The sequence below is a fragment of the Sphingomonas sp. T1 genome, from assembly GCF_902506585.1.
GTDB lineage: Bacteria > Pseudomonadota > Alphaproteobacteria > Sphingomonadales > Sphingomonadaceae > Sphingomonas > Sphingomonas aerolata.
On the sequence record NZ_LR733875.1, the window covers coordinates 668,464 to 689,337 of the forward strand.

Sequence of the window (20,874 nt, forward strand, 5' to 3'; positions counted from 1 at the left end):
AATCTCATTTTCGCGACGCCCTGTCTGGTCGTCCTTGCCCGCTGGCTCTGGCCGCTGTCGATGTCGCTCTGGCTCAAGGCCGGCGTGGCGCTGCTCCTGCTGTTCGCCTCACAGTTCCATTTCTGGAACCGGCTGTCCTCGGGATCGATCTTCGCGCCTGAATTTCCGCGTAGCGTCGTCATCCTGTTCAACTGGGCGTTCGCGGCGATCGTGCTGCTCGCGATGCTCCAGCTGCTGCTCGACATCGGCACGCTCGCGACCGCGATCCTGCGTCGCAGCACCACCGCCGCGCCAGACGGGCTGCGTTATGCGATCGCGGGGCTCGCGGCACTGATCTCCGCGATCGGGGTCTCGAACGCGCTGCGCGTGCCGCCGGTCAAGGACGTCGCCGTCACGATCGCCGGCCTGCCGCCGCGGTTCGAGGGGTATCGCATCCTCCAGCTCACCGATTTGCACATCAGCCGGCTGTTCCCCGCGCGCTGGGCCGAGGCAGTGGTCACCCGCGCCAATGCGGCAGGCACGAACCTGATCGTCGTCACCGGCGACTTCATCGACGGATCGGTTGCGATGCGCCGCGCCGACGTCGCCCCGTTGCGCGCGCTCCGCGCCCCCGATGGCGTCTATGCGATCCCGGGCAATCACGAATATTTCTTCGATTACGCCGCCTGGATGCGGCACCTCGACGGGCTCGGCTTCCGCATGCTCCCCAACAGCCACGCCATACTGTCCCGCGACGACGCGCAGCTGGTGCTTGCAGGGCTCACCGACCTGTCCGCCCCTTCGGCCGGCCAGCCGGGTCCCGATCTCGACGGCGCATTGCGCGGCGCGCCGGCTGGTGCCCCGGTAGTGCTGCTCGATCACCAGCCCCGCAATGCGCGCAACGCCGCGGCGCACGGCGTCGCACTCCAGCTGTCGGGGCATACGCATGGCGGCGTCGCGCCCGGCTTCGACCGCCTGTTCGCGCGCGCCAATGGCGGGTTCGTGTCCGGCCGCTACGACGTCGCGGGGATGACGCTCTATGTCGGCAACGGCACCGGGTTGTGGCCGGGCTTCGCGGTCCGGCTCGGCCGCCCGTCAGAGATGACGCGGTTCACGCTTCACGCCGCCGGGTCGGACGTCAATCCACGGGCACCAGCGTCTTCAGGTCGACCGTGATATCGGCCAGCAGCGCCGGCTCGACCTCCGCCGACGCGACGACCAGCGCGCGCCCCTGCACATAATCCCGCGTCTTGTTGACGCAGTCGAGCGCGACCACGCGGCCCCCCTTCAGATACACCACCGAGAAGCTGCGGCTCGCCGGGTCGCCGCGCAGCAGCGCGAGATCATGCCCCGTCGACAGCCCGACGCTCTGCAGCTTCAGGTCATACTGGTTCGACCAGAACCACGGCACCGCATCATACGCCTCCTCGACGCCCGTCAGCGCCTTGGCGACTATCGCCGCCTGGTCGTTCGCATTCTGCACCGATTCCACCCGGATCACGTCCCCGCCGGCAAAGCGACTGGCATGCGCCGCGCAATCGCCGACCGCAAAGACATCGGCCAAGCTCGTGCGACACTGCGCGTCGACCATCACACCGTTACCGCCCGCCGAACCGGCCCCTGCCGCGATCAGCGGCGCGACCGCGGGCACGATGCCGATCCCGACGATGACTATTTCGCACGGCAGCACCGTACCGTCCGCCAGCCGCACGCCCGACGCGGCTCCGCCAGCGCCCTCGATCGCCGCCACCGTCACACCGGTTCGCAGGTCGACGCCGTGCGCGCGGTGCTCGGCCTCGTAAAAGCGCGACAGCGCCGCCCCCGCCACCCGCGCGAGCACCCGGTCCTGCGCCTCGAGCACCGTCACCTGCTTGCCGAGCTTGGTCAGCACCGCCGCCGCCTCCAGCCCGATATAGCCGCCCCCGACGACCACGACCCGCGTGACACCCGGCAGTTCGGCGATCATCCGGTCGACATCGTCGCGCGTGCGCACCCCGTGGACCCCGGCGAGATCATGCCCGTCGCACCCCAGCCGTCGCGGCGATCCCCCCGCGGCCCAGACGAGCGTGCCGTAGTGCAGGATCGTCTCGTCGGCGCTCTCGGTCACCTGCGCGTCGACATGGCTGACGCAGTGCGCGGCCGCGTCGACCCGGGTCACGCGACGCCCGGGGATCAGCGTGATCCCGCGCTCCCCCCAGAAGCTGGCCGGGCGCAACAGGATGCGATCGAACGCCTTTTCGCCGGCCAGATAGTCCTTCGACAGTGGCGGCCGCTCATAGGGGGGCGACGTCTCGTCACCGATCAGCCCGATCGTCCCCGCATAGCCGCGTTGCCGCAGCGCGATCGCGACCTGCGCTCCGGCATGGCCGGCCCCCACGATCAGGACGTCATGATGATTGCGAGCGGACATGCATCGACCTCTGTGATTGGCCGGTCTCGATGCCCGTCCCGACGCCGGTCGACAAGGGCGCGACGATGGTCGTAATGGCCAATTGTCGCGATCGACCGGATAGAGGCCTGGAACCAGGCGCCGCCGGACGCGCTCAACCCGCGAGTCAGGAACTGTGCAAACCACCCCCTCCCCCCAGGCCCGCTCCGCTGACGGCATGCCCCACGCGATCCCGCGCGGTTGCGCGATCATCGTCATGGGCGTCAGCGGCAGCGGCAAGTCGACGCTCGGCCAGCGTCTCGCCGATCAGACCGGCCACCGCTTTCTTGAGGGCGATGGCTTCCACAGCGCGGAGGCGGTCGCAAAGATGCGCGCCGGCCATCCGCTCGACGATGCCGACCGATGGCCCTGGCTCGACCGCGTCGGTCACGCGGTCGGCGATGCGGTCGCGGCCGACGGCTTTGCGGTCGCCGCCTGCTCCGCGCTGAAGCTTGTCTATCGCGAGCGGCTCGGCGCTGCGGCGGGCGTACCGCTGCTGTTCGTCCTGCTCGACACGGATCCGGCGGAACTCGCACGACGGCTCGGCGCGCGCGCGGGGCATTACATGCCGGCCAGCCTGCTCGACAGCCAGCGCGCGACGCTCGAGCGCCCCGGGCCCGACGAAGCCGCGATCACGCTCGATGCGCAGGCGACGCCCGACACGCTGGTACGCGACGTCTGGGCCTGGATCGATGACCGCGCCAGCGCGGATGGCGCTGACGGCACCGATCGGCGATAAGACCGACCAAGGTCGTAATGGCCACGCGACAACTGGTAGCCGAACAGGGTGACCGACAGCGCTTGCAGGATGGGGGATCTGATCGTGACGATAGGACGACGCGAATTTGTCATCGGCGCAACCGCGCTGGCCGCGGTGCCCGCGATCACGCAGGCGGCCGACCCGACACGCAAGCTCGGCTATGCGATCGTCGGGCTGGGCTATTATGGCCTCGACGTCATCATCCCCGAATTCGCCAAATGTGCGCACAGCCGGCTCGCCGCGGTGGTCAGCGGTGACCCCGCCAAGGCGCGCCGTGTCGCGGCGGCGCATGGCCTGCCCGACCGGTCGGTCTACAGCTATGCGACCTTCGACCGGATCCGCGACAATCCCGATATCGATATCGTCTATATCTGCCTGCCCAACGCGATGCATGCCGAGTACACGATCCGGGCCGCGCGCGCCGGCAAGCATGTGCTGTGCGAAAAGCCGATGGCGGTCTCGGTCGCCGAATGCGAGGCGATGATCGCGGCCTGCAAGGCGGCGGATCGCAAGCTGATGATCGGCTATCGCTGCCATTTCGAGCCCTGCAACGTCGAGGCGATGCGGCTCGCGCGTGCGGGAACGATGGGCAAGACGCGCTATGTCCGGTCCGAACATGGCTTCGTCCAGCGTGATCCGTCGAAGTGGCGGCTGAACAAGGCGCTGGCGGGCGGGGGCTCGTTGATGGACATGGGCATCTACAGCCTCCAGGCGGCGCGCTACATGACCGGCGAGGAGCCCGTCGCGGTGACCGCGCGCGAGTCCACCGATCGCACCGATCCGCGGTTTCGCGAGGTCGAGGACATGATCGACTGGACGCTCGAATTCCCGTCCGGCGCGATCGCCAGCTGCCAGTCAATGTACAGCGCGAACCAGAACCACATCCTGCTGATGGGCGAACGCGGCCGGATCGAGCTCGAACCCGCGACCCGCTATGCCGACAACCGGATGTGGACGGGCGCCGACGGGCGCGAGCGCGATGTCACGCCAGCAGCATCCGGCCGAACCCAGTTCGCCGGCCAGCTCGATCATCTCGTCACCTGCATCCGCACCGGCCGCGAACCGATCGTGTCGGGCGCGGAGGGCCTGCGCGACCTGCGTATCGTCGAGGCGATCTATCGCTCGGCGCGCGAAGGGCGGACGATCCGGCTGGCGTCGGGCACCAAGGCGTGATGCGCCTCCTGCTCGCGCTGGCGACGCTCGCGGTCGCCACGGTCGCGCCGGCGCAGAAGGCGGCGCGTGATTTCGCCGCGGCGACCGATATCCCCCGCGCGGTCGCGGCGCTCGGAGCGACGATGAAACCGGGTCAGGGCTTCGCGATGCAGACGCTCGTCAGCGGCGGCGGCAGCGTCGTCGCGCTCGAATATTGGAAAGCCGAAGGCCGTCCCGCGGTGCATCCCGATGACAATGAATATGCGACCGTCGTCGCGGGATCGGGGACGTTGCTTTCGGGCGGACGCCTCGTCGATCCGCATGTCGTCAATCCCGGCGTCACCGACGGCGCGCGGATCGAGGGCGGCACGACCCGCGCGCTCCGCCCCGGCGACGTCCTGCTCATCCCCGCCGGCGTTCCGCACGGCTTCGGTGTCAGCGCGAACGGGCTGGTCCTGCTCGGTACCAAGATCACGCCGCGCCGACCGGCTGCCCCTGCGCGATAAGATGCATCTGCCAATCGCGACGTCCCGATCGGGCGTCTCGATCCGCACCCTGATCTGCCGGATCTGATGACTGCGCCGGATGTCGGACCCGCTGCGAGAGCACGCATGCTACAACCGCGAATGCGCGTATTTGTGAGGATCTATAGGGCTGGTCTGGCGCGCGTATAACATCAGCAAACCGCAAGATCAGCGCTCGGATTCGACGTCGCGAACAGAATTCCCGGTCAATTGAGCGCTTTAATAATAATTGCGGGTGTCATTTTCTGCCAATAGCGCGTAGTCGCGCGAATGGAGGGGGAAAATTTTTCAACAATCAAGGATCCCGTGTGACCGAAACCATCAATACCGTCGAACTGGCGGCAGAACTGACGGCAGCCTGGCTGGCGAACCCCAACACCCGCACCGCTGCCGAAGACGTTCCTGCGTTTCTCCTGTCGATGCACACCGCCGTGACCAAGCTCACGACCGGCGCAGAGATGACGGGCGATACCGCCGAGGCGACGACCTATGAGCCCGCCGTGACGGCGCGCAAGTCGCTTGCATCGCCTGACCATATCGTCTCGATGATCGACGGCAAGAAGTACAAGACACTGCGTCGCCACCTGACGACGCATGGCATGACGCCGCAGCAGTATCGCGAACGCTTCAACCTGAAGGCCGACTATCCGATGGTCGCTGCGACCTATTCGGAAGCACGCCGTGCGATGGCGAAGTCGATCGGCCTCGGCCGCAAGGCTGGTTCGAAGGTCGAAGCCGCTGCGGAAGACGCAGGCAAGACTTCGCGCAAGACCGGCAAGGCCGCGCTCGATGCCGCCAAGCGTACGCTCGGCAGCGACGATTGATGCGCCACGGGGAGGGCTGATCGCCCTCCCCGACCGTTAAAGCCATCCTGAGCGCTCTGCCGATCGCGCTCTGAATCACGCTATAATGCCGTCTGGCCCGATCCGGGTTTCGCGCGTTACACAGATCGATGACCGAACCGATCTCCCCCGCCATTCCGGCTGCCACGTTGGTGATCTTTCGCGATCGCCCGTCGCTCGCCCCCGAACTGCTGATGGTCGAGCGCGCGGGATCGATGGCGTTTGCCGGCGGTGCACTCGTCTTCCCCGGTGGCCGCGTCGACCCTGCCGACCGCATGCTAGCAGAGCAACTCATCCAGCAGCCCGCTGATCAGACCGCGATCGAAGAGGTCGCCGCCCGTATCGCCGCAATCCGCGAGACGATCGAGGAGGTCGGGCTCGCCATCGGTCTTCATCCCGCACCGTCCGCCGATACGCTCGCGACACTGCGCGCGGCGTTGCATGCCGGACAGGAACTGGGGCCGATGCTCGACGCGCTAGGGCTCCGCTGTGATCCGCACATGCTCACCTATTTTGCGCGGTGGCGTCCGGCGCATCATCTGACCCGCATCTTCGACACGCGCTTCTATCTCGCGCGCCTGCCTGCCGACGCCGCCCCCGCCCGCGTCGACGAGACGGAGAATGTCCGCCTGCTCTGGGCGACCGCTGCCGAGATCCTCGCGCATGCCGATGCCGGCCGCGCACAGGTGATCTTCCCCACCCGCCGCAACCTCGAACGCCTCGCGCTGTTCGCTGGCTTCGACGACGCGGTCGACGACACACGACGCAGACCGGTCCGCACCGTGACGCCGTGGATCGAGCCGCGCGACGGGATCGACCATTTCTGCATCCCCGATGATCTCGGCTATCCGGTGACCAGCGAGCCCGTCACGCGTGTGGCGCACGGTTGATGCGTGCGGTGCGAAGGACGCTGGGCTGGATCGTCGCACTGGCGGTGATCACGGGCCTCGGCCTGATACTCTGGTCGACGCTGCGCGGTCGTCCGCAGGACCTGCCCTGGACCCCGCTCGACCTCGGCCAGCCGATCGGGCTGATGACCGGGCGCAAGCTCAACGCGCTGACTCAGTCCTATCCCGCCTGTCAGGCCGCGCTCGAGCGTGCCGGTGTCCGCTACACCGCGCTGCCGCCTCGCAGCGGTGAAGGCCAATGCGGCTATAGCGACGGCGTTCGGTTCACATCCGGTGGCGCGCGACGGATCGACTTCGCGCCCGCGGGTCTCGGCATCGCCTGTCCGGTCGCCGCCGCGCTCGCGATATGGGAATGGAATGTCGTCCAGCCCGCGGCCGAACGGCATTTCGGCACCAAGGTCACGAGCATCGACCATTTCGGCAGCTATAGCTGTCGCCGCATCTACGGCCGCGATGCCGGCACGTGGAGCGAGCATTCGACCGCCGACGCGGTCGACATTGCCGGCTTTCGGCTGGGCAATGGCACGCGGATTACCGTAGCCCGCGACTGGAAAGGCGATGCCGCCAAGGCCGCCTTCCTCCGGGAGGTACGCGACGGCGCCTGCCAGCTGTTCGCGACGACGCTCTCGCCCGATTACAACGCCGCACATGCCGACCACTTCCATCTCGATCAGGCGGATCGCGGCGCGATGGGCTGGCGCGCCTGCCGCTGAGCCGTCAGGTGGCGAGCGACGTCCCGCTGTCGACCTTCTCCACCCAATAGGGAAAGAAGACCGGCTCCCGGCTCGACCAGCCCGACGCGGTCGCCGCGGCTTCGCTGATCGATTGGAGCAGCTTGCGGCGCAGTTCGGGGTGGAGATGCGGCAACGCCGCCGCGGCGCAGAAGGCGGACGGCAGCCACGGTCGGACATCCGCGCCGGCAAGCCGCTCGTACAGGAACCGGAACGCGGAAAAGCTCGTCAGCCGCCCCTGCCCCAGATCGAACGCGGCCAGCGTCACCAGCTTTCCCAGAAACCGGTCCGCCCCGCCGAGCCCCGCATCCTCGGGCAGAAGCTCGCGAAGATCGTCAAGACCAAGATAGAGCCGCGCCTGTGCACGGATGCTGGCCTCCTCGACCACGTCGCGCGACCAGCGCGTCATCGCATCCTCGCGGTCGAGGCCGACATCGAGCGAGCGCCGGATGTAGCGCTGCGTCGCGCTGGAAAAGCCTGCGAATTCCTTCATCTCGGCGAGCGTCGTGATGCCCTTTGCCGGTTTCATTCGTGAAGCCATATCGTCACCCCGCCTTGCTGCAAGTAACAGGCGTTCCCATGCATTTGGGGCAGAGGAGGGTCCCTAACGCATCGTCACGTCACGGTTATAAGCGACCATGAAATCTGTTGCGCTGCAACACGCAATGCGACCAGTCGAGGCCAGGCATCAAACTTTTCGCCAGTGGCGGTATTTACGCAACATTCGAACTTGGAACGGTGGAGCGCCGCCCGCGCCCGGCATCGGCCAGGCGCGAGCAGACTCCAGGATAGATCAGCTATTCTTTTCGGCCAGCTTGCGTTCTGCTTCGGCATCATAGCCCGACGACGGCGCCGGCCCCTGATTGTGCACCGGCTGAGTCGAGGCGGGCGGATCGCTCGCATCCATCGACTCGTCGAGCGCATTGTCGAGACGCGCATCGTTGCTCGACGGGTTCTTCTGCAGCCGCTTGCCGATCGACTTGTCCTGACCGGCCTCCTGGCGCGGGTCGCGGCCGTCGGTCCGGCCGTTGGCAGCATCGCCATCCTGCCCATCCGGTGCCACCGACAGGCTGTCGAGCGCGCGTTTGTCGATATCGGTCATGTCGAGACTCCTGTGAAAATCGTTACGGACGCAAACGGTTCAGCACGCTCGGTGTTCCTGCCTCTGCGACGAGCGACTCGCGTCGCGGACCGGTCACGCCGTTTCGTCGTCGAGCGCGCGGACCCGGACGGTCTGCGTCCAGAGCGTCGCCTGCCCGAACACCGTCATGAACGCGATGTCGGTGGCGTCGCGCCCGATGCAGACACGCGCGATATCGCCGCACGATGCCATCCCCGTCGGATCGACCAGCCGCCACGCGCCGTCGAGCCAGAGCTCGGCGACCGCGTGAAAGTCGGGCGGATCGACCCCCGGCGCATAGGCCGACACGCAGCGCGCCGGGATCCCGCCTGCGCGCGCGAGCGCGACCAGCAGATGCGCATAGTCGCGGCACACGCCCGACCGCGATGCGAAGGTGTCGAGCGCGGTCGTCTCCCCCGAACTCGATCCCATCCGGTAATCGAGCGCATTGCCGACCCAGGCACTCAGCGCCGCCGCCAGCGCGCCGCCGTCGAGCCCGGGAAACTCGCGCGCGACGAACCCCTCGAACCGGTCCGACTGGCAATAACGGCTGGGCATCAGATAGGCGGTGACGTCGCCGGGCAGCAGCCGGGGCGGCGTCGTGCCATAGGCGCCGAGCGCGACGACCGGCCGCTCGACCTTCACCACCGCGCGGTACGCCGCGGTCAGCCGGCCATGCCCCCGCGCCCAGCAGCGCTGGCCGATGCCGTCCTCGCCCGGGACTGCGCGGATCGGGCTGTCCGACCAGATCGTCAGCGACTGTTCCTCGATCCGCTGGTCGGGCATCGCCGCCGCCTCAATCTGCAGTAACACGTCGGCGTCGCCGGCAATTCCATAATCCAGATGAACGTCGATCGAGAGACGCATTGTGGTCTTAAATCCTGGCCAGGATGCAAAAACGGCCCGGCAGTTTCCCGCCGGACCGTCACTGAGAGAAGGTGCGAAGCGCTTAGTTGCGGCTGCTGCCGAACAGGCGAAGCACGAACATGAACATGTTGATGAAGTCGAGATACAGGCTCAGCGCCGACATGATCACGACCTTGCCGACCATGTCCGTACCCGCGACCTGCATGTACAGGCTCTTGGTACGCTGCGTGTCATAGGCCGTCAGACCTGCGAACAGCAGCACGCCGACGCCGCTGATGACCAGCTGCATGACACCCGACTGGAGGAAGATGTTGATGATGCTCGCCACCAGCAGACCGACGACGCCGATGATCAGGAACGTCCCGAACGCCGACAGATCGCGCTTCGTGGTGTAACCGTACAGGCTCAGCCCGGCAAAGCCGGCAGCCGTCGCGAAAAACGCGCTGGCGATCGACGTGCCGCTATAGACCAGGAAGATCGTCGACAGCGACAGACCCATCAGGATCGCAAAGCCCCAGAACAGCATCAGCAGCGTCGCGGTGCTCATCCGGTTCTGGCCAAAGCTCATGCCGAACACGATCGCGAGCGGCGCGAACATGATGACGTACTTCAGCGGACCGCCGCCCATGAACACCTGTGCAGCAGGCGACGATGCACCGCCCCAGGCGAACAGCAGCGCGACGATGCCGGTTAGCAGCACGCCCGAGCCCATATAGTTATAGACCGACAGCATGTACGAACGGAGACCCGCGTCATACGCTGCCGAACCGGTGGTGGTGGCCGTCGCTCCGAACGGCGCGGCACGAGGCCGGGGATCAGACCAATTAGCCATTGAAATTACAACTCCTCTATCCGGCCACATGCCGATTGCGTGCAACATCGGTGCTGGAAGGACGATTTTCAAGCGGAGACGTTCCCAATTCGGGGCGATCGGCGCTATGATTCCTGCCGATGTTACGCCTGTTTCTCGCGCTCCGCCCGCCCCTCGACATCCGCGAACAGCTGTTCGATCTGATGGACGGGATCGGCGGTGCGCGCTGGCAGGATGACGAGCAGCTTCACGTCACGACCCGCTTCCTTGGCGAGGTCGATCCGCGTCTCGCCGACGACATCGTGACCGAGATCGACCGGCTCCGCCTGTCGCTGACGCCGGCGGCGCCAACGGTGGCGTTGCATGCGGTCGGCCAGTTCGCGAGCCGCGGGCGTACCGACACGCTCTGGGCGGGCGTCACCCCGCACGCCGCGCTCACCGCGCTGCACCGCAAGGTCGATCAGGCGGTAGTCCGCGCCGGGCTTCCCCCCGACCGCCGCGCCTATCTGCCGCACGTCACGCTCGCCCGGCTGCCGCGGTCGCTCGGCACGTCGCCGGAGATCGACGGCTGGATCGCCCGCCATGCCGGGCTCGCCAGCGCGCCGTTTGCGATGACCCATCTGACGCTGTACCAGAGCCACCTCGGCCGCGACGGTGCCTGGTACGAACCGCTGCTGCGCTGGCCGCTCGAACCCGACGCCGGAACCGCCGGCGACTTTGGCGGGTTCGCGTCGGATCAATAGGGAGAGACGGACATGCGGATTGCAACATTTGCGCTGGTCGGTGCAGCGGCGCTCACGCTGGCGGCCTGCGATCAGAAAGGGCTCGAGACCGGCACGCCGGTTGCAGGCGGGCAGAGCGCACGCGCGATGCTGATGAACGCCGCCGGGGTCGATGTCGGCCGCGCGACCGCGACCGACGTCGCCGGCGGACTGCGCTTCACCGTCGATGCCAAGGCGCTGCCGCCGGGCACGCACGGCGTCCACATCCACACGACCGGTCGCTGCGACGCCCCCGACTTCACGACCGCGGGGGGCCACTGGAACCCGACGTCGATGAAGCACGGGTCGATGAACCCGCAGGGGCCGCATGAGGGCGATCTGCCCAATCTGATCACCGGCACCGACGGCCGCGGCACGGTCGGCGTCACGATCCCCGGCGCGACGATGGCCGGGCTGCTCGATGCCGATGGTTCGGCGTTCGTGGTCCATGCCGGTCCCGACGATTTGATGACCGACCCCGCCGGCAACAGCGGCGGCCGCATCGCCTGCGGCGTGTTCCAGCCGAGCTGAACCACTTAGCCTAGCCATGGCATCCTCGGCGAGGGGCCATGGCTAGGCGACCTCCCCCGCCGCCCGGGCCCGCGCCTCGCGCGTGGCCTCGGCGGCGGGGACCAGCCGGTACGCCGCGACCGCCGTGGCCAGGGTGATCGGCACGCTGACCAGCAGCGACAGCATCCCGACCGACAGGCTCCCGCTGAGCGTCGACACGCGACCCGCCAGATACGGCCCGAGCGCCAGTCCGATCAGCGTCGTGCCGATGAAGAAGGTGGCGGTCGCCGTCCCCCGCATCCGCGGCAGCACCAGATCCTGCGTCGTCGCCGCGGCCGCGCCGAGCGCACAGCTCGCGGTGATCTGCGCGAGGAAGATTCCGGCATAGAAGGGCAGCGGCGCCGATGCGGTGAACGCGAGGCACAGGAACGGCACCGGCACGACCGCGCCGAAGATCACGACCAAGAGCCGCCCCGCCGGGTTGGTCCGCCGCAACCGGTCGGAGACGACCCCACCCATCGTCAGCCCGAGAAACCCCGCAAGCGCGCCCAGCCCGCCGAGCAGGAACCCAGCGCTCGACGGCGTCGCGCCGAGCACGCGCAGCGCATAGGGCGCCGCCCAGAAGCTCGCCGCATAGCTCAGGAACGCGTTCAGGCCATAGGCGACGACCGTGCACAGGAACGCCGGCGTGCCGATGATCAGCGCGAAGGTCGGCGGATCGCGACGGCGCAGCGCACAGGCCCAGGAGAACACGGCATAGACGCCGGTCCCGATCGCCACCCATTGCGGCCAGGGCTCGCCCGCGGCCACCAGTCCGACCACCGCCAGCGTGACGATCGCCAGCCCGGCAAGGTTGACGACGAACGCCCCGACCCCGCCCATCGCCGCACCGATCAGCGTCAGCGGCGGCACGATCGTCAGCAGCTCGCCGGCAAAGGCGCGGAACGGCGCGGGGTGCGGCGCCGGTTCGGGAAGCCCCTCGACATGCCCGCGGATCGGTTCCCTCAGCGTCGCGATCCAGATCGCGAGCAGCAGACCCGGCACGCCGACCGCCATGAACGCCGCCTGCCACCCGACGAGGCCGAAGGGCCCGCCCCCCGGATAGGCCCGGTTCCAGCCCTGCACGATCGCCCCGCCAATGAACAGCGAGCAGCCGCCACCGACATAAAGCCCGGCCGAATAGATCGACAACGCGGTCGCACGCAGCCTTTTGGGGAAATAATCGGAGATCAGCGAATAGGCCGACGGGCTGGCGGTCGCCTCGCCGATGCCGACGCCGATCCGCGCCGCCGCGAGATGCCCGCCGGTCCGCGACAGGCCGGACACCGCCGTCATCACCGACCAGAGCGTCAGGCCGATCGTCATCAGCCGGACGCGGTGCCAATTGTCCGCAAGCCGCCCGAGCGGTATGCCGAACAGCGCATAGAAGACCCCGAAGGCGGTCCCGTAGAGAAACCCGAGATCCTGATCCTTCAACCCCAGATCGCGCTTTATGTCCTCGGCAAGGATCGAGATGATCTGCCGGTCGACGAAGTTGAGCACATAGACCAGGAACAGGATCGACAGCACATACCAGCCATAGCGGGTTGCCCCCGCCTGCCCGTCCGGCTCCGCAGGCGGCGCCGCTTCTTCGAACTTCGATTGATCCGCGACCTGCGCCATGACCCCTCCGACCGTCGTTTTCGAGCAATCGGTATCAGAGGTTTCTTCGTATCAACAGCGGTTTCACGCGGTCGCGGTATGTCAGCCCGATGTGGCCTGACGACGCCGGGTCGCGCCCTGCTCCAGCCGCCGCAACAGCGACTCGATCGAGGGCGGTGACGCCGATGCAGCCGGCGCCGGCGCATCGACCAGACGCGGCTCATGCCGCGCCGCACCGTTGACGGCGCCAACTGACGGTGGAGCCGATGATGGCGCTGACCAAGCCACCGAGACCCGCGGTGCAACCGGCTCGCTCACCATGATCGGGACCGTCGCGGCCTCCGCCGGCTCGTTGATCGCGACGGATTCGTCAGCTAATGCTTCGACCCGCTCATCGTCTTCCACCGGAGCGGCTGGCGCGACCGGCGGCGTCTCGGCCTGGACCAGCGGCGTGACCGGCCGGATCGGCGCCATCGGCACCGGCAGGATAGCATGCGGGTCGAACGCCGCGAGCGGCTGGTCGAGGTCCGCCGGGATCGACCGCTCGAGCGTGACCGGGTTCGCCGCGGTCACCTCCATCATCGGCGTGCCGAGATCGGCGGCAGTCATCGGCCGGCGTGGCGGCGCGTCGGGATGCGCATCGGCCCGGCGGACGACCGGCACCCCGTCGTCGCGGCGACGCGGCGGACGGACCAGCAAGCCCCCCGGCCCCACCAGCAAGAACAGCGCCGACCAGGTCACCGCCGCGCCGATGACCGCGGTGGCGAGCGCGAGGACGACGCGCGCGGTCATCCCCAGCGGCGGCTGTGCGGCGGGGATCAGCGCGGCGACGCCGGTCCGCCAGACCAGCTCCTCGAGCATCGTCCCCGGCATCGCGACGAAGCCAATGATCGCGGCGACCGCGACGAGCAGTGCTGCGGCAACGGGAAGGTGGCGGATCGGGGACTGTCGATGGAATTCGGTCATGCCATGGTCCGTCATTCGGCCTGTATCAGCCGATGGTAAAGCGGTTCGTAACGCAAAATGTTTGACGACCAGTTACGGTCGCGCTCGACGAACGCCCGCGCGCGCTGGCGGCGCGACGGCCAGTCCGCGCGATCGTCGAACATCCCCGCCAGTGCCGCCGCGATCGCTGGCGGATCGTCGGGTGCGAACAGCGTGCCCGTATCCCCGTCACGAATCAACTCGCGGTGTCCGCCCACGTCCGACGCGGCCACCATCCGCCCCTGCGCCATCGCCTCGAGCGGCTTGAGCGGCGTCACCAGATCGGTCAGCCGCATCCGCTTGCGCGGATAGGCGAGGATGTCGATCAGCCCGTAATAGCGCTCGACCTCGGCATGCGGCACCCGGCCGACGAAATGGATCGCGTCCGCGACCGGCGAGGCCGCGGCCTGCGCCGCCAGCGCATCCGCCATCGGCCCGCCCCCGACCAGCAGCAGCCGCGCGTCCGGCCGTGCGGCGACCAGCGCGGGCATCGCCGCGATCAGGTCGTCCAGCCCTTCGTAATCGTAGAAGCTGCCGATGAAGCCGACCACGTCCCTGCCGTCGAGCCCCAGCGTCGCCGCCAGCGCGTCATCGCGCGGCGGGACCGCCCCGAACAGCGTCAGGTCGACGCCGTTGGGCGACACCATGATCTTGCCCCCGTCGATCCCCCGCGCGATCAGGTCGTCGCGCAGCCCCTCGCAGATCACCGCGACGCCGTCCGCACGACCGACCGCCCAGGTCTCGAGCGCGCGCGTCGTCCGATAGGCGAGCGATCCCTCGGTCCCGGTCCCGTTGCCAACCGCGGCATCCTCCCAGAACGCCCGGATCTCGTAGACCAGCGGCAGTTTGCGCCGCCGCGCGACGATGAGGCCGGCCAACGCATCGAGCACCGGCGAATGCGCGTGCAGGATATCGGGGCGAAAGGCATCGACCGCCGCCTCGATCCGCCGGGCAAAGGCGCGGATCCCGGCAATCTCCCCCAGCGGCCCCGACCGGCGCGTCGCCGGCGTCCGGTGAAAGGTCAGCCCGTCGACCGACTCCACCGCGGCGGCGGCCGACCCATGACGCTGCCCGGTCACCGCCGCGACCGTCCAGCCGCGCGCCTCCTGCGCCTTGAGGATCGCCCGCGTGCGAAAGGTATAGCCGCTCTGCAGGGGCAGGCCGTGGTCGAGGATATGAAGAATGCGCATCGTGAGTAGCGTGTTGCCATGACAGCGCTTAACGGCGCGTCAACCGCCATGGCCTATGCCGCGGCGACGGACACAGGCGGCAACGGGACCGCGCAGACACGGAAAGGCGGGCCGATGATCGACAATTTCGCGCTGGGCCTGACGCACGGCCTGATGATGATCGCCGCGATCCTGCTCCTGCGCCGCCCCGATCTCGATTCCGAGCCGAAATCCGACGACGATCGCACGGGTACCGACACGCTCGACCGTGACGGACGCCGCCCGCGTGCGTGATCTCGCCTTCATTGCCTTTCTGGGTGCGATCTTCGCGCTCGGGTTCCGGCGTCCGTTCCTGCTCGTCCTCGCCTATGTCTATATCGACATCGTCTCGCCGCAGCGGCTGACCTATCTGCTGCTCAACACCGTCCCGATCTCGCTGATCGCGGTCGCGCTGGCGGTCGGCGGCTGGCTGATCGCCGACGACAAGCGCGACACCCGCGTCGCGCCGCGTCAGCTGCTGATCGTCGTGCTGCTGCTCTATTGCTGGGCGACCACGCTCGCCGCCGACTTCCCGATCGAGGCGAAGGACAAATGGGACTGGGTCTGGAAGGCGCTCGCCTTTGCCGCCTTCCTGCCGCTGACGCTGCGCACCCGGCTCCGGATCGAGGCGCTGCTGCTGTTCATGATCCTGTCGGCGGCCTCGATCATCATCGTCGGCGGGATCAAGACGATCGCCAGCGGCGGCGGCGGCTATGGCCAGCTGAACCTGATGGTCGACAATAATTCGGGGCTCTATGAAGGCAGCACGATCAGCGCGGTCGCGGTCGCGATCATCCCGATCATTATCTGGTTCATGCGCTACGGGACGATCTTCAAACCCGACTGGCGCGTCCGCGGCTTCTGCGTCGCGCTCGTCTTCGCCTGCCTGCTGATCCCGGTCGGCACCTCGACGCGCACCGGTCTGCTCTGCATCGCGCTGCTCGCGGTCCTGTCGCTCCGCGTCGTCAAGCGCAAGGCACTGTATCTGGCGGGGCTGGCCGCACTCGGGCTGATCGCGATCCCCTTCCTGCCCTCGACCTTCACCGACCGCATGAACACGATCAAGACCTACCAGGCCGACGAATCCGCCTCGACCCGGATCGCGGTGTGGCAGTGGACGATCGACTATGCGAAATCGCATCCGTTCGGCGGCGGGTTCGAGGCGTATCGCGGCAACCGCATCCGCTACGACCTCGCCGGCACCGGTGCTGCGACGCCGGGTCGGGTAGAGGAAGACAAGGCGCGCGCCTATCACAGCGCCTATTTCGAGATGCTTGGCGAACAGGGCTATTTCGGGCTCGCGCTGTGGCTGGTCCTCAATCTGGGCGGCCTCGTCCGGATGGAGATACTGCGCCGCCGCTACCGCGATCCCGTGGGAGAGTTCGCCTGGGCTGGTCCGCTCGCCGCCGCGCTGCAGAGCGGCCATCTCGTCTATCTGCTCGGCGCGGCGTTCATCGCGATCGCGTTCCAGCCGTTCATCTACATGTTGATCGGCGCGCAGATCGGGCTCGACACCTATCTCGGGCGCAAGCGCCGCGACGCGAGCTTCCGGCCGATGCGTCGTCCCGCCCCCGGCCCCCTGCCGGCATGACGGAACTCCAGGCGCTGACCGGCGCGCGCGGCGTCGCCGCCTGGTTCGTCGTGCTGTTCCATCTCCGCGCCGCGCTCGGCGTGTCCGACGGCGTGGAGCGCGTTCTCGCCAAGGGCTATCTCGCGGTCGACTTCTTCTTCCTGCTTTCGGGCTTCGTGATCTGGCTGAGCTATGCCGACCGGATCGCCGTGCAGCGCTGGCGCGCCATCCCCGGCTTCCTGCGCCGCCGGGTCGCGCGGATCTGGCCGCTCCACCTCGTCATGCTCGGTTTCGCGCTGCTCATCGTCGCTGCGCTCGCGCTGACCGGACGACCGCCCGACCCGCGCTTCCCGCTCGACCGCTTGCCGGTGCATATCCTCCTGCTTCAGAACTGGCCGATGACGCGCGACTGGTTCGGCATCACCGCGCTCGACTGGAATGATCCCGCCTGGTCGATCTCCAGCGAGATGTTCGCCTATCTCGCCTTCCCGCTGCTCCCGCTCGTCATCGACTGGCGACGCGTCCCGACACTCGGCCTGATCGGGGCGATCGCCGTCGCGCTGGGCCTGCTCGCTTACGTGATGCGATCGAACGGCATGACGACGCTCGGCCAGGCGATCCCCTGGTTCGGCGTCCTGCGCTGCGTCACCGAATTCGCAGCAGGCACCGCGGTCGCAGCCCTTTGGCTGCGCCACCGCGAGCAGCCCCGGCGCGCACTCGTCGCGGCAGTGTGCGTCAGCAGCTTGGGCTTTGCGAGCTTCGCAACCGGCCTTCTGAACGAGATCGTCGCGATACCGGCCGCGCTCGCGGCGCTCCTGCTCGCGCTCGCGCTGACCTCCAATCGGCCCCGCAACCCGCTCGCCTCCTGGCCGCTGCACAGTCTCGGCGAGATCAGCTTTTCGACCTATCTCAGCCATTCGCTGCTCTGGACCGCGTTCAAGATGGCGTTCGTCGCCAGAGCGGTCGCGGTGCCGCCGCTCCTGATCGGCGCGCTTCTCATCGGGATCCTGCTGGCCTCCCTCGCGCTGTACCACGGCGTCGAGCGGCCCGCGCAAGCCTGGATCAACCGCGTTGGACAAACACCAAAAAGGGGCCAGCAAACGCGCTGACCCCCCCTGTATCTCGTCGCCTCTGGCCGTCGAGCGTCAGTCGACCGGCTCGTCCGCCAGTTCTTCCTCGAGCGCGGCGATGATCGCCTTGTTGAACGCGGGGATGTCGTCGGGCTTGCGGCTGGTAATCAGATTGTCGTCGACCACGACCTCCTCGTCGACCACGTCCGCGCCGGCATTCTCCAGATCGGTGCGGATCGACGGAAAGCTCGTCAACCGCCGCCCGTCGATCACATCCGCCTCGGCCAGCAGCCAGGGCGCATGACAGATCGCCGCGACGATCTTGCCGTCCTCCATGAACTCGGTGATGATCTCGATCGCGCGCTCCTGGACGCGCATCGCGTCCGGATTGGCGACGCCGCCGGGCAGCACCAGCGCGTCGTAATCGTCGGTATCGACCTCGTCGAGCGTCAACTCGGGGGTGATCGTCTCCGCCTTGTTGATGTCGCCCTTCATGCCCTGGATCGGGTCGGTCTTGATCGACGCGAGCGTCACCTTCGCGCCCACCGCCTCGAGCGCCTTCTTGGGTTCGAACAGCTCGACGGTCTCGAAACCGTCGGTGGCGAGGATCAGAATGCGTGCCTGGGAAAGATCGGCCATGTCATGTCTCCAGTGAAATCCCGTGCCCCCTCAACCCCGCGCCGCGCGGGTCGTTCCGGAACGATGCGCCCGCCCGAACATTTCGAATGTCGGCCGGAAGGAGCGACGCGTTGCCCAGCAGACTCGTATATTCAGATGACAGCAAGCCCGGCATTTCCCGCCGCAAGATGCGCGCCGGCTGGGGCTATTGGGACGCATCGGGCACCCGCATCACCGACCGCGACGAAATCGACCGGCTCAACGCGGTCGGCCTGCCCCCCGCTTATACCAACGCCTGGTTCTGCCCGAAGCCCAATGGTCACATCCAGGCGGTCGGCTGGGACGAGAAGGGTCGCAAGCAATATCGCTACCACGCCGGCTTCCGCGAAGCGCAGGACGCCGCGAAATACGAACGCTGCGCCGATTTCGGTCTCGCCCTCCCGAAGCTGCGCAAGGCGGTCGAGGCCGATCTGCGCAAACGCTCACTCAGCCGTGACCGCGCCGTCGCCGCGGTCCTCCGCCTGCTCGACGGCGGGCATATCCGCATCGGGAACGAGGCCTATGCCGCCGCGAACGAGAGTTTCGGCGCGACGACGCTCCGCAAGCGCCACGGCGCGGTTAAGGGCGCCACGCTCCGGCTCGAATATAAGGGCAAGTCGGGCAAGATGCGGACGCTCAGGATCACCGATCGCTCGCTCAGCAGCTTCGTGAAGAAATGCCAGGATCTCGACGAACAGCATCTCTTCGCCTGGCTCGACGATGACGGCGTCGCGCATCCCGTCACGTCGAGCGACGTCAACGCCTATATCCAGGCGGTCACCGGGACCGACTTCACCGCCAAGCACTTCCGCACCTGGGCAGCCAGCGTCGCCGCGTTCGAGGCGCTTGCCTCGGCCGAGCGCGATCTCAGCCTGAAGGCGATGCTCGAGCCGGTCGTCGCGCGGCTCGGCAACACGCATGCCATCGCGCGGAAAAGCTATGTCCACCCCGCCCTGATCGACCTCGTCAAGCAGGGGCAGTCGACCTTCCGCAAGGCGCTCCGCCTCCCGCGCGCCAAGCGCTATCTCAGCCGGGAGGAATGCGGCCTGATCGCCTTCCTCGAAGCCGGCACCCCCGCGACAATCGCCGTCGCGGCCTGACGAGTATCCAGATGTCCAATACGAACAGCGTCGCCAAAGCCCCCATCTTCAACGCGAGCGATGTCGGCAGCCAGGCACAGGGCTTTGTCACCGCCAGCCTCGCTTGGGTCCAGGCCTATTGGCTGCAGATCCTGATAGCGTTCGGCGCCGGCGCGCTGATCGTCCTCGCGCTGCATACCGCCCGGCGTTTCGGCAGCCGGCTGTGCGAACGCCCGCGCGCGCTCAACGGCTGGGGTATCGTCGTCGGCAAGGCGGTCTCGCGGACCAGCAACTTCTTCATCGTCATGCTCGCCGCCAAGCTCGTCGACGGCTATTCCGCCGCACCGGGCGAGGTCGCGACCACGGTCAATTTCCTCTTCACCGTCGCCGCGGTGTTCCAGGTCGCGGTCTGGGTGCGCGAGATCATCCTCGGCGCGATCGAGCACCGCACCCAGTCCGAACATTATTCGGGTGAGGCGCTGCTCTCGGCGATGGGGCTGATCCGCCTGCTCGTCACCTTCGTCGTGTTCGCGGTAACGATGGTCGTCGTGCTCGACAATCTCGGCGTCAACGTGACCGGGCTCGTCGCGGGCCTCGGTGTCGGCGGCATCGCGATCGGTCTGGCCGCGCAGGGCATCTTCGCCGATCTGTTCGCCGCGCTCGCGATCATCTTCGACCGTCCGTTCCGCCGCGGCGATTCGATCAGCTACGACACCGCCTCGGGCAGCGTCGAAGCGATCGGCCTGAAATCGACCCGCATCCGCGGCATCGATGGCGAGGAGCGCGTCATCTCGAACAAGAACCTCCTCAACAAGGAGATCCTCAACAACACGCAGCGCAACCACCGCCGCGCGAAATTCATCATCGGCGTCACCTATTTCACCCCCGCCGAAATCTGCGCGCGCATTCCCGACATGCTGAAGGACGTGGTCGAGGCGCAGGGCAAGATCTTCGTTCGTGCAGGCTTCACCGGCTTCGGCGCATCAAGCCTCGATTTCGAGGTCCAGTTCGACAGCGACGGCCCCGACTATGCCAGCTTCTACAACGGCCGCACCGCCGTCGGCATCGCGATCCTCCAGCGGTTCAACGACGAGAAGATCGAGATCGCCTTCCCCACCCAGGTCAACCTCACCGCCGCCCCGGACGGGTCGATGGTGATGCCATTCCCGGAGGTGCAACAGTCGCGCGCGGATTCACCATCCACCTGACGCCGCTCCCCGGTCTGAACGTGCTCGCCACACCAACCCAGTACCCCTCCCCGGCGAAGGCCGG

The 20,874-nt window shown here is 67.7% G+C and carries 23 protein-coding genes; 14 read left to right on the forward strand and 9 right to left on the reverse strand.

Going from position 1 to position 20,874, the window contains the following annotated elements; translation table 11 throughout:
• Positions 1–60 precede the first annotated feature (60 nt).
• The gene (locus GV027_RS02890) at positions 61–1,155 is read left to right on the forward strand and encodes a metallophosphoesterase (RefSeq protein ID WP_159510930.1); all 1,095 of its coding nucleotides are present in this window, start codon (positions 61–63) and stop codon (positions 1,153–1,155) included.
• Here GV027_RS02890 and GV027_RS02895 read toward each other — a convergent pair.
• Positions 1,118–2,389: an NAD(P)/FAD-dependent oxidoreductase gene (locus GV027_RS02895; protein ID WP_159510931.1), complete on the reverse strand. Its 1,272-nt coding sequence runs from the start codon at positions 2,387–2,389 to the stop codon at positions 1,118–1,120. The genes GV027_RS02890 and GV027_RS02895 overlap by 38 nt on opposite strands.
• A gap of 196 nt (positions 2,390–2,585) precedes the next feature.
• On the opposite strand from GV027_RS02895, the gene GV027_RS02900 reads away from it, so the two are divergent.
• From GV027_RS02900 to GV027_RS02925, 6 genes are all read left to right on the forward strand, one after another.
• Positions 2,586–3,146 carry a gluconokinase gene (locus GV027_RS02900; protein ID WP_236559022.1) on the forward strand — a complete coding sequence of 187 codons (561 nt, stop codon included), beginning with the start codon at positions 2,586–2,588 and terminating at the stop codon, positions 3,144–3,146.
• Between the two features lie 84 nt (positions 3,147–3,230).
• The gene (locus GV027_RS02905) at positions 3,231–4,340 is read left to right on the forward strand and encodes a Gfo/Idh/MocA family protein (protein WP_236559023.1); all 1,110 of its coding nucleotides are present in this window, start codon (positions 3,231–3,233) and stop codon (positions 4,338–4,340) included.
• A complete protein-coding gene (locus tag GV027_RS02910) occupies positions 4,340–4,825 on the forward strand; it encodes a cupin domain-containing protein (protein ID WP_159510933.1) in 486 nt (161 codons plus the stop codon). Before GV027_RS02905 ends, GV027_RS02910 begins: the two co-directional genes overlap by 1 nt.
• Before the next feature lie 326 nt (positions 4,826–5,151).
• Entirely contained in the window at positions 5,152–5,667 is a 516-nt protein-coding gene (locus GV027_RS02915; RefSeq protein WP_236559024.1) for a MucR family transcriptional regulator, read from the forward strand.
• A 128-nt stretch (positions 5,668–5,795) separates the two neighbouring features.
• Positions 5,796–6,575: an NUDIX hydrolase gene (locus GV027_RS02920; RefSeq protein WP_159510934.1), complete on the forward strand. Its 780-nt coding sequence runs from the start codon at positions 5,796–5,798 to the stop codon at positions 6,573–6,575.
• A complete protein-coding gene (locus GV027_RS02925; protein ID WP_159510935.1) occupies positions 6,575–7,306 on the forward strand; it encodes an extensin-like domain-containing protein in 732 nt (243 codons plus the stop codon). The genes GV027_RS02920 and GV027_RS02925 overlap by 1 nt, the downstream gene beginning before the upstream one ends.
• A gap of 4 nt (positions 7,307–7,310) precedes the next feature.
• On the opposite strand, the gene GV027_RS02930 is transcribed toward GV027_RS02925, so the two are convergent.
• From GV027_RS02930 to GV027_RS02945, 4 genes are all read right to left on the reverse strand, one after another.
• Positions 7,311–7,853 carry a hypothetical protein gene (locus GV027_RS02930; RefSeq protein ID WP_236559025.1) on the reverse strand — a complete coding sequence of 181 codons (543 nt, stop codon included), beginning with the start codon at positions 7,851–7,853 and terminating at the stop codon, positions 7,311–7,313.
• Between the two features lie 264 nt (positions 7,854–8,117).
• Entirely contained in the window at positions 8,118–8,426 is a 309-nt protein-coding gene (locus GV027_RS02935; RefSeq protein WP_056407889.1) for a hypothetical protein, read from the reverse strand.
• A gap of 93 nt (positions 8,427–8,519) precedes the next feature.
• On the reverse strand, positions 8,520–9,311 hold the full coding sequence (locus GV027_RS02940) for a transglutaminase-like domain-containing protein (protein WP_031393946.1): 792 nt from the start codon (positions 9,309–9,311) through the stop codon (positions 8,520–8,522).
• An 82-nt stretch (positions 9,312–9,393) separates the two neighbouring features.
• Positions 9,394–10,143: a Bax inhibitor-1/YccA family protein gene (locus tag GV027_RS02945; protein WP_159510936.1), complete on the reverse strand. Its 750-nt coding sequence runs from the start codon at positions 10,141–10,143 to the stop codon at positions 9,394–9,396.
• A gap of 119 nt (positions 10,144–10,262) precedes the next feature.
• Here GV027_RS02945 and thpR point away from each other — a divergent pair, with 119 nt between their 5' ends.
• Both thpR and GV027_RS02955 read left to right on the forward strand, forming a co-directional pair.
• Positions 10,263–10,865, forward strand: coding sequence for an RNA 2',3'-cyclic phosphodiesterase (gene thpR / locus GV027_RS02950; RefSeq protein WP_159510937.1), 603 nt, complete (start codon positions 10,263–10,265; stop codon positions 10,863–10,865).
• Positions 10,866–10,877: 12 nt separating this feature from the next.
• Positions 10,878–11,414: a superoxide dismutase family protein gene (locus GV027_RS02955; RefSeq protein WP_159510938.1), complete on the forward strand. Its 537-nt coding sequence runs from the start codon at positions 10,878–10,880 to the stop codon at positions 11,412–11,414.
• 42 nt (positions 11,415–11,456) lie between these two features.
• Here GV027_RS02955 and GV027_RS02960 read toward each other — a convergent pair whose 3' ends face one another.
• The 3 genes from GV027_RS02960 to GV027_RS02970 all read right to left on the reverse strand — a co-directional run bounded on the left by GV027_RS02960 (position 11,457) and on the right by GV027_RS02970 (position 15,208).
• Complete coding sequence (locus tag GV027_RS02960) at positions 11,457–13,055, reverse strand: spinster family MFS transporter (protein WP_159510939.1); 1,599 nt, start codon at positions 13,053–13,055, stop codon at positions 11,457–11,459.
• 81 nt (positions 13,056–13,136) lie between these two features.
• Positions 13,137–14,000 carry a hypothetical protein gene (locus GV027_RS02965; RefSeq protein WP_159510940.1) on the reverse strand — a complete coding sequence of 288 codons (864 nt, stop codon included), beginning with the start codon at positions 13,998–14,000 and terminating at the stop codon, positions 13,137–13,139.
• Positions 14,001–14,011: 11 nt separating this feature from the next.
• Entirely contained in the window at positions 14,012–15,208 is a 1,197-nt protein-coding gene (locus GV027_RS02970; protein ID WP_159510941.1) for a TIGR04063 family PEP-CTERM/XrtA system glycosyltransferase, read from the reverse strand.
• Between the two features lie 18 nt (positions 15,209–15,226).
• On the opposite strand from GV027_RS02970, the gene GV027_RS02975 reads away from it, so the two are divergent.
• The 3 genes from GV027_RS02975 to GV027_RS02985 are packed head-to-tail and all read left to right on the forward strand — an operon-like array spanning position 15,227 to position 17,905.
• Positions 15,227–15,481, forward strand: a complete 255-nt coding sequence (locus tag GV027_RS02975) for a hypothetical protein (RefSeq protein WP_159510942.1) — start codon at positions 15,227–15,229, stop codon at positions 15,479–15,481.
• Positions 15,474–16,817: a putative O-glycosylation ligase, exosortase A system-associated gene (locus GV027_RS02980; protein ID WP_159512697.1), complete on the forward strand. Its 1,344-nt coding sequence runs from the start codon at positions 15,474–15,476 to the stop codon at positions 16,815–16,817. The genes GV027_RS02975 and GV027_RS02980 overlap by 8 nt, the downstream gene beginning before the upstream one ends.
• Positions 16,814–17,905 (forward strand): acyltransferase family protein, encoded by a 1,092-nt coding sequence (locus GV027_RS02985; protein WP_159510943.1) that lies wholly within the window; start codon positions 16,814–16,816, stop codon positions 17,903–17,905. Before GV027_RS02980 ends, GV027_RS02985 begins: the two co-directional genes overlap by 4 nt.
• 36 nt (positions 17,906–17,941) lie before the next feature.
• Here GV027_RS02985 and GV027_RS02990 read toward each other — a convergent pair whose 3' ends face one another.
• On the reverse strand, positions 17,942–18,505 hold the full coding sequence (locus GV027_RS02990; protein ID WP_031394328.1) for a type 1 glutamine amidotransferase domain-containing protein: 564 nt from the start codon (positions 18,503–18,505) through the stop codon (positions 17,942–17,944).
• An 86-nt stretch (positions 18,506–18,591) separates the two neighbouring features.
• Here GV027_RS02990 and GV027_RS02995 point away from each other — a divergent pair, with 86 nt between their 5' ends.
• Positions 18,592–19,623, forward strand: coding sequence for a DNA topoisomerase IB (locus GV027_RS02995; RefSeq protein WP_236559026.1), 1,032 nt, complete (start codon positions 18,592–18,594; stop codon positions 19,621–19,623).
• Between the two features lie 11 nt (positions 19,624–19,634).
• Positions 19,635–20,810 carry a mechanosensitive ion channel family protein gene (locus GV027_RS03000; RefSeq protein WP_159510944.1) on the forward strand — a complete coding sequence of 392 codons (1,176 nt, stop codon included), beginning with the start codon at positions 19,635–19,637 and terminating at the stop codon, positions 20,808–20,810.
• Positions 20,811–20,874 lie beyond the last annotated feature (64 nt).

Bases quoted from the DNA above. Each gene is read 5' to 3' on its own strand.
- GV027_RS02890 (WP_159510930.1), top strand. From the start codon at position 61: ATGTCGCTCTGGCTCAAGGCCGGCGTGGCGCTGCTCCTGCTGTTCGCC.
- GV027_RS02895 (WP_159510931.1), bottom strand. From the start codon at position 2,389: ATGTCCGCTCGCAATCATCATGACGTCCTGATCGTGGGGGCCGGCCAT.
- GV027_RS02900 (WP_236559022.1), top strand. From the start codon at position 2,586: ATGCCCCACGCGATCCCGCGCGGTTGCGCGATCATCGTCATGGGCGTC.
- GV027_RS02910 (WP_159510933.1), top strand. From the start codon at position 4,340: ATGCGCCTCCTGCTCGCGCTGGCGACGCTCGCGGTCGCCACGGTCGCG.
- GV027_RS02920 (WP_159510934.1), top strand. From the start codon at position 5,796: ATGACCGAACCGATCTCCCCCGCCATTCCGGCTGCCACGTTGGTGATC.
- GV027_RS02925 (WP_159510935.1), top strand. From the start codon at position 6,575: ATGCGTGCGGTGCGAAGGACGCTGGGCTGGATCGTCGCACTGGCGGTG.
- GV027_RS02930 (WP_236559025.1), bottom strand. From the start codon at position 7,853: ATGAAACCGGCAAAGGGCATCACGACGCTCGCCGAGATGAAGGAATTC.
- GV027_RS02935 (WP_056407889.1), bottom strand. From the start codon at position 8,426: ATGACCGATATCGACAAACGCGCGCTCGACAGCCTGTCGGTGGCACCG.
- GV027_RS02940 (WP_031393946.1), bottom strand. From the start codon at position 9,311: ATGCGTCTCTCGATCGACGTTCATCTGGATTATGGAATTGCCGGCGAC.
- GV027_RS02945 (WP_159510936.1), bottom strand. From the start codon at position 10,143: ATGGCTAATTGGTCTGATCCCCGGCCTCGTGCCGCGCCGTTCGGAGCG.
- thpR (WP_159510937.1), top strand. From the start codon at position 10,263: ATGTTACGCCTGTTTCTCGCGCTCCGCCCGCCCCTCGACATCCGCGAA.
- GV027_RS02955 (WP_159510938.1), top strand. From the start codon at position 10,878: ATGCGGATTGCAACATTTGCGCTGGTCGGTGCAGCGGCGCTCACGCTG.
- GV027_RS02960 (WP_159510939.1), bottom strand. From the start codon at position 13,055: ATGGCGCAGGTCGCGGATCAATCGAAGTTCGAAGAAGCGGCGCCGCCT.
- GV027_RS02965 (WP_159510940.1), bottom strand. From the start codon at position 14,000: ATGACCGAATTCCATCGACAGTCCCCGATCCGCCACCTTCCCGTTGCC.
- GV027_RS02970 (WP_159510941.1), bottom strand. From the start codon at position 15,208: ATGCGCATTCTTCATATCCTCGACCACGGCCTGCCCCTGCAGAGCGGC.
- GV027_RS02975 (WP_159510942.1), top strand. From the start codon at position 15,227: ATGACAGCGCTTAACGGCGCGTCAACCGCCATGGCCTATGCCGCGGCG.
- GV027_RS02985 (WP_159510943.1), top strand. From the start codon at position 16,814: ATGACGGAACTCCAGGCGCTGACCGGCGCGCGCGGCGTCGCCGCCTGG.
- GV027_RS02990 (WP_031394328.1), bottom strand. From the start codon at position 18,505: ATGGCCGATCTTTCCCAGGCACGCATTCTGATCCTCGCCACCGACGGT.
- GV027_RS02995 (WP_236559026.1), top strand. From the start codon at position 18,592: ATGTCGGCCGGAAGGAGCGACGCGTTGCCCAGCAGACTCGTATATTCA.
- GV027_RS03000 (WP_159510944.1), top strand. From the start codon at position 19,635: ATGTCCAATACGAACAGCGTCGCCAAAGCCCCCATCTTCAACGCGAGC.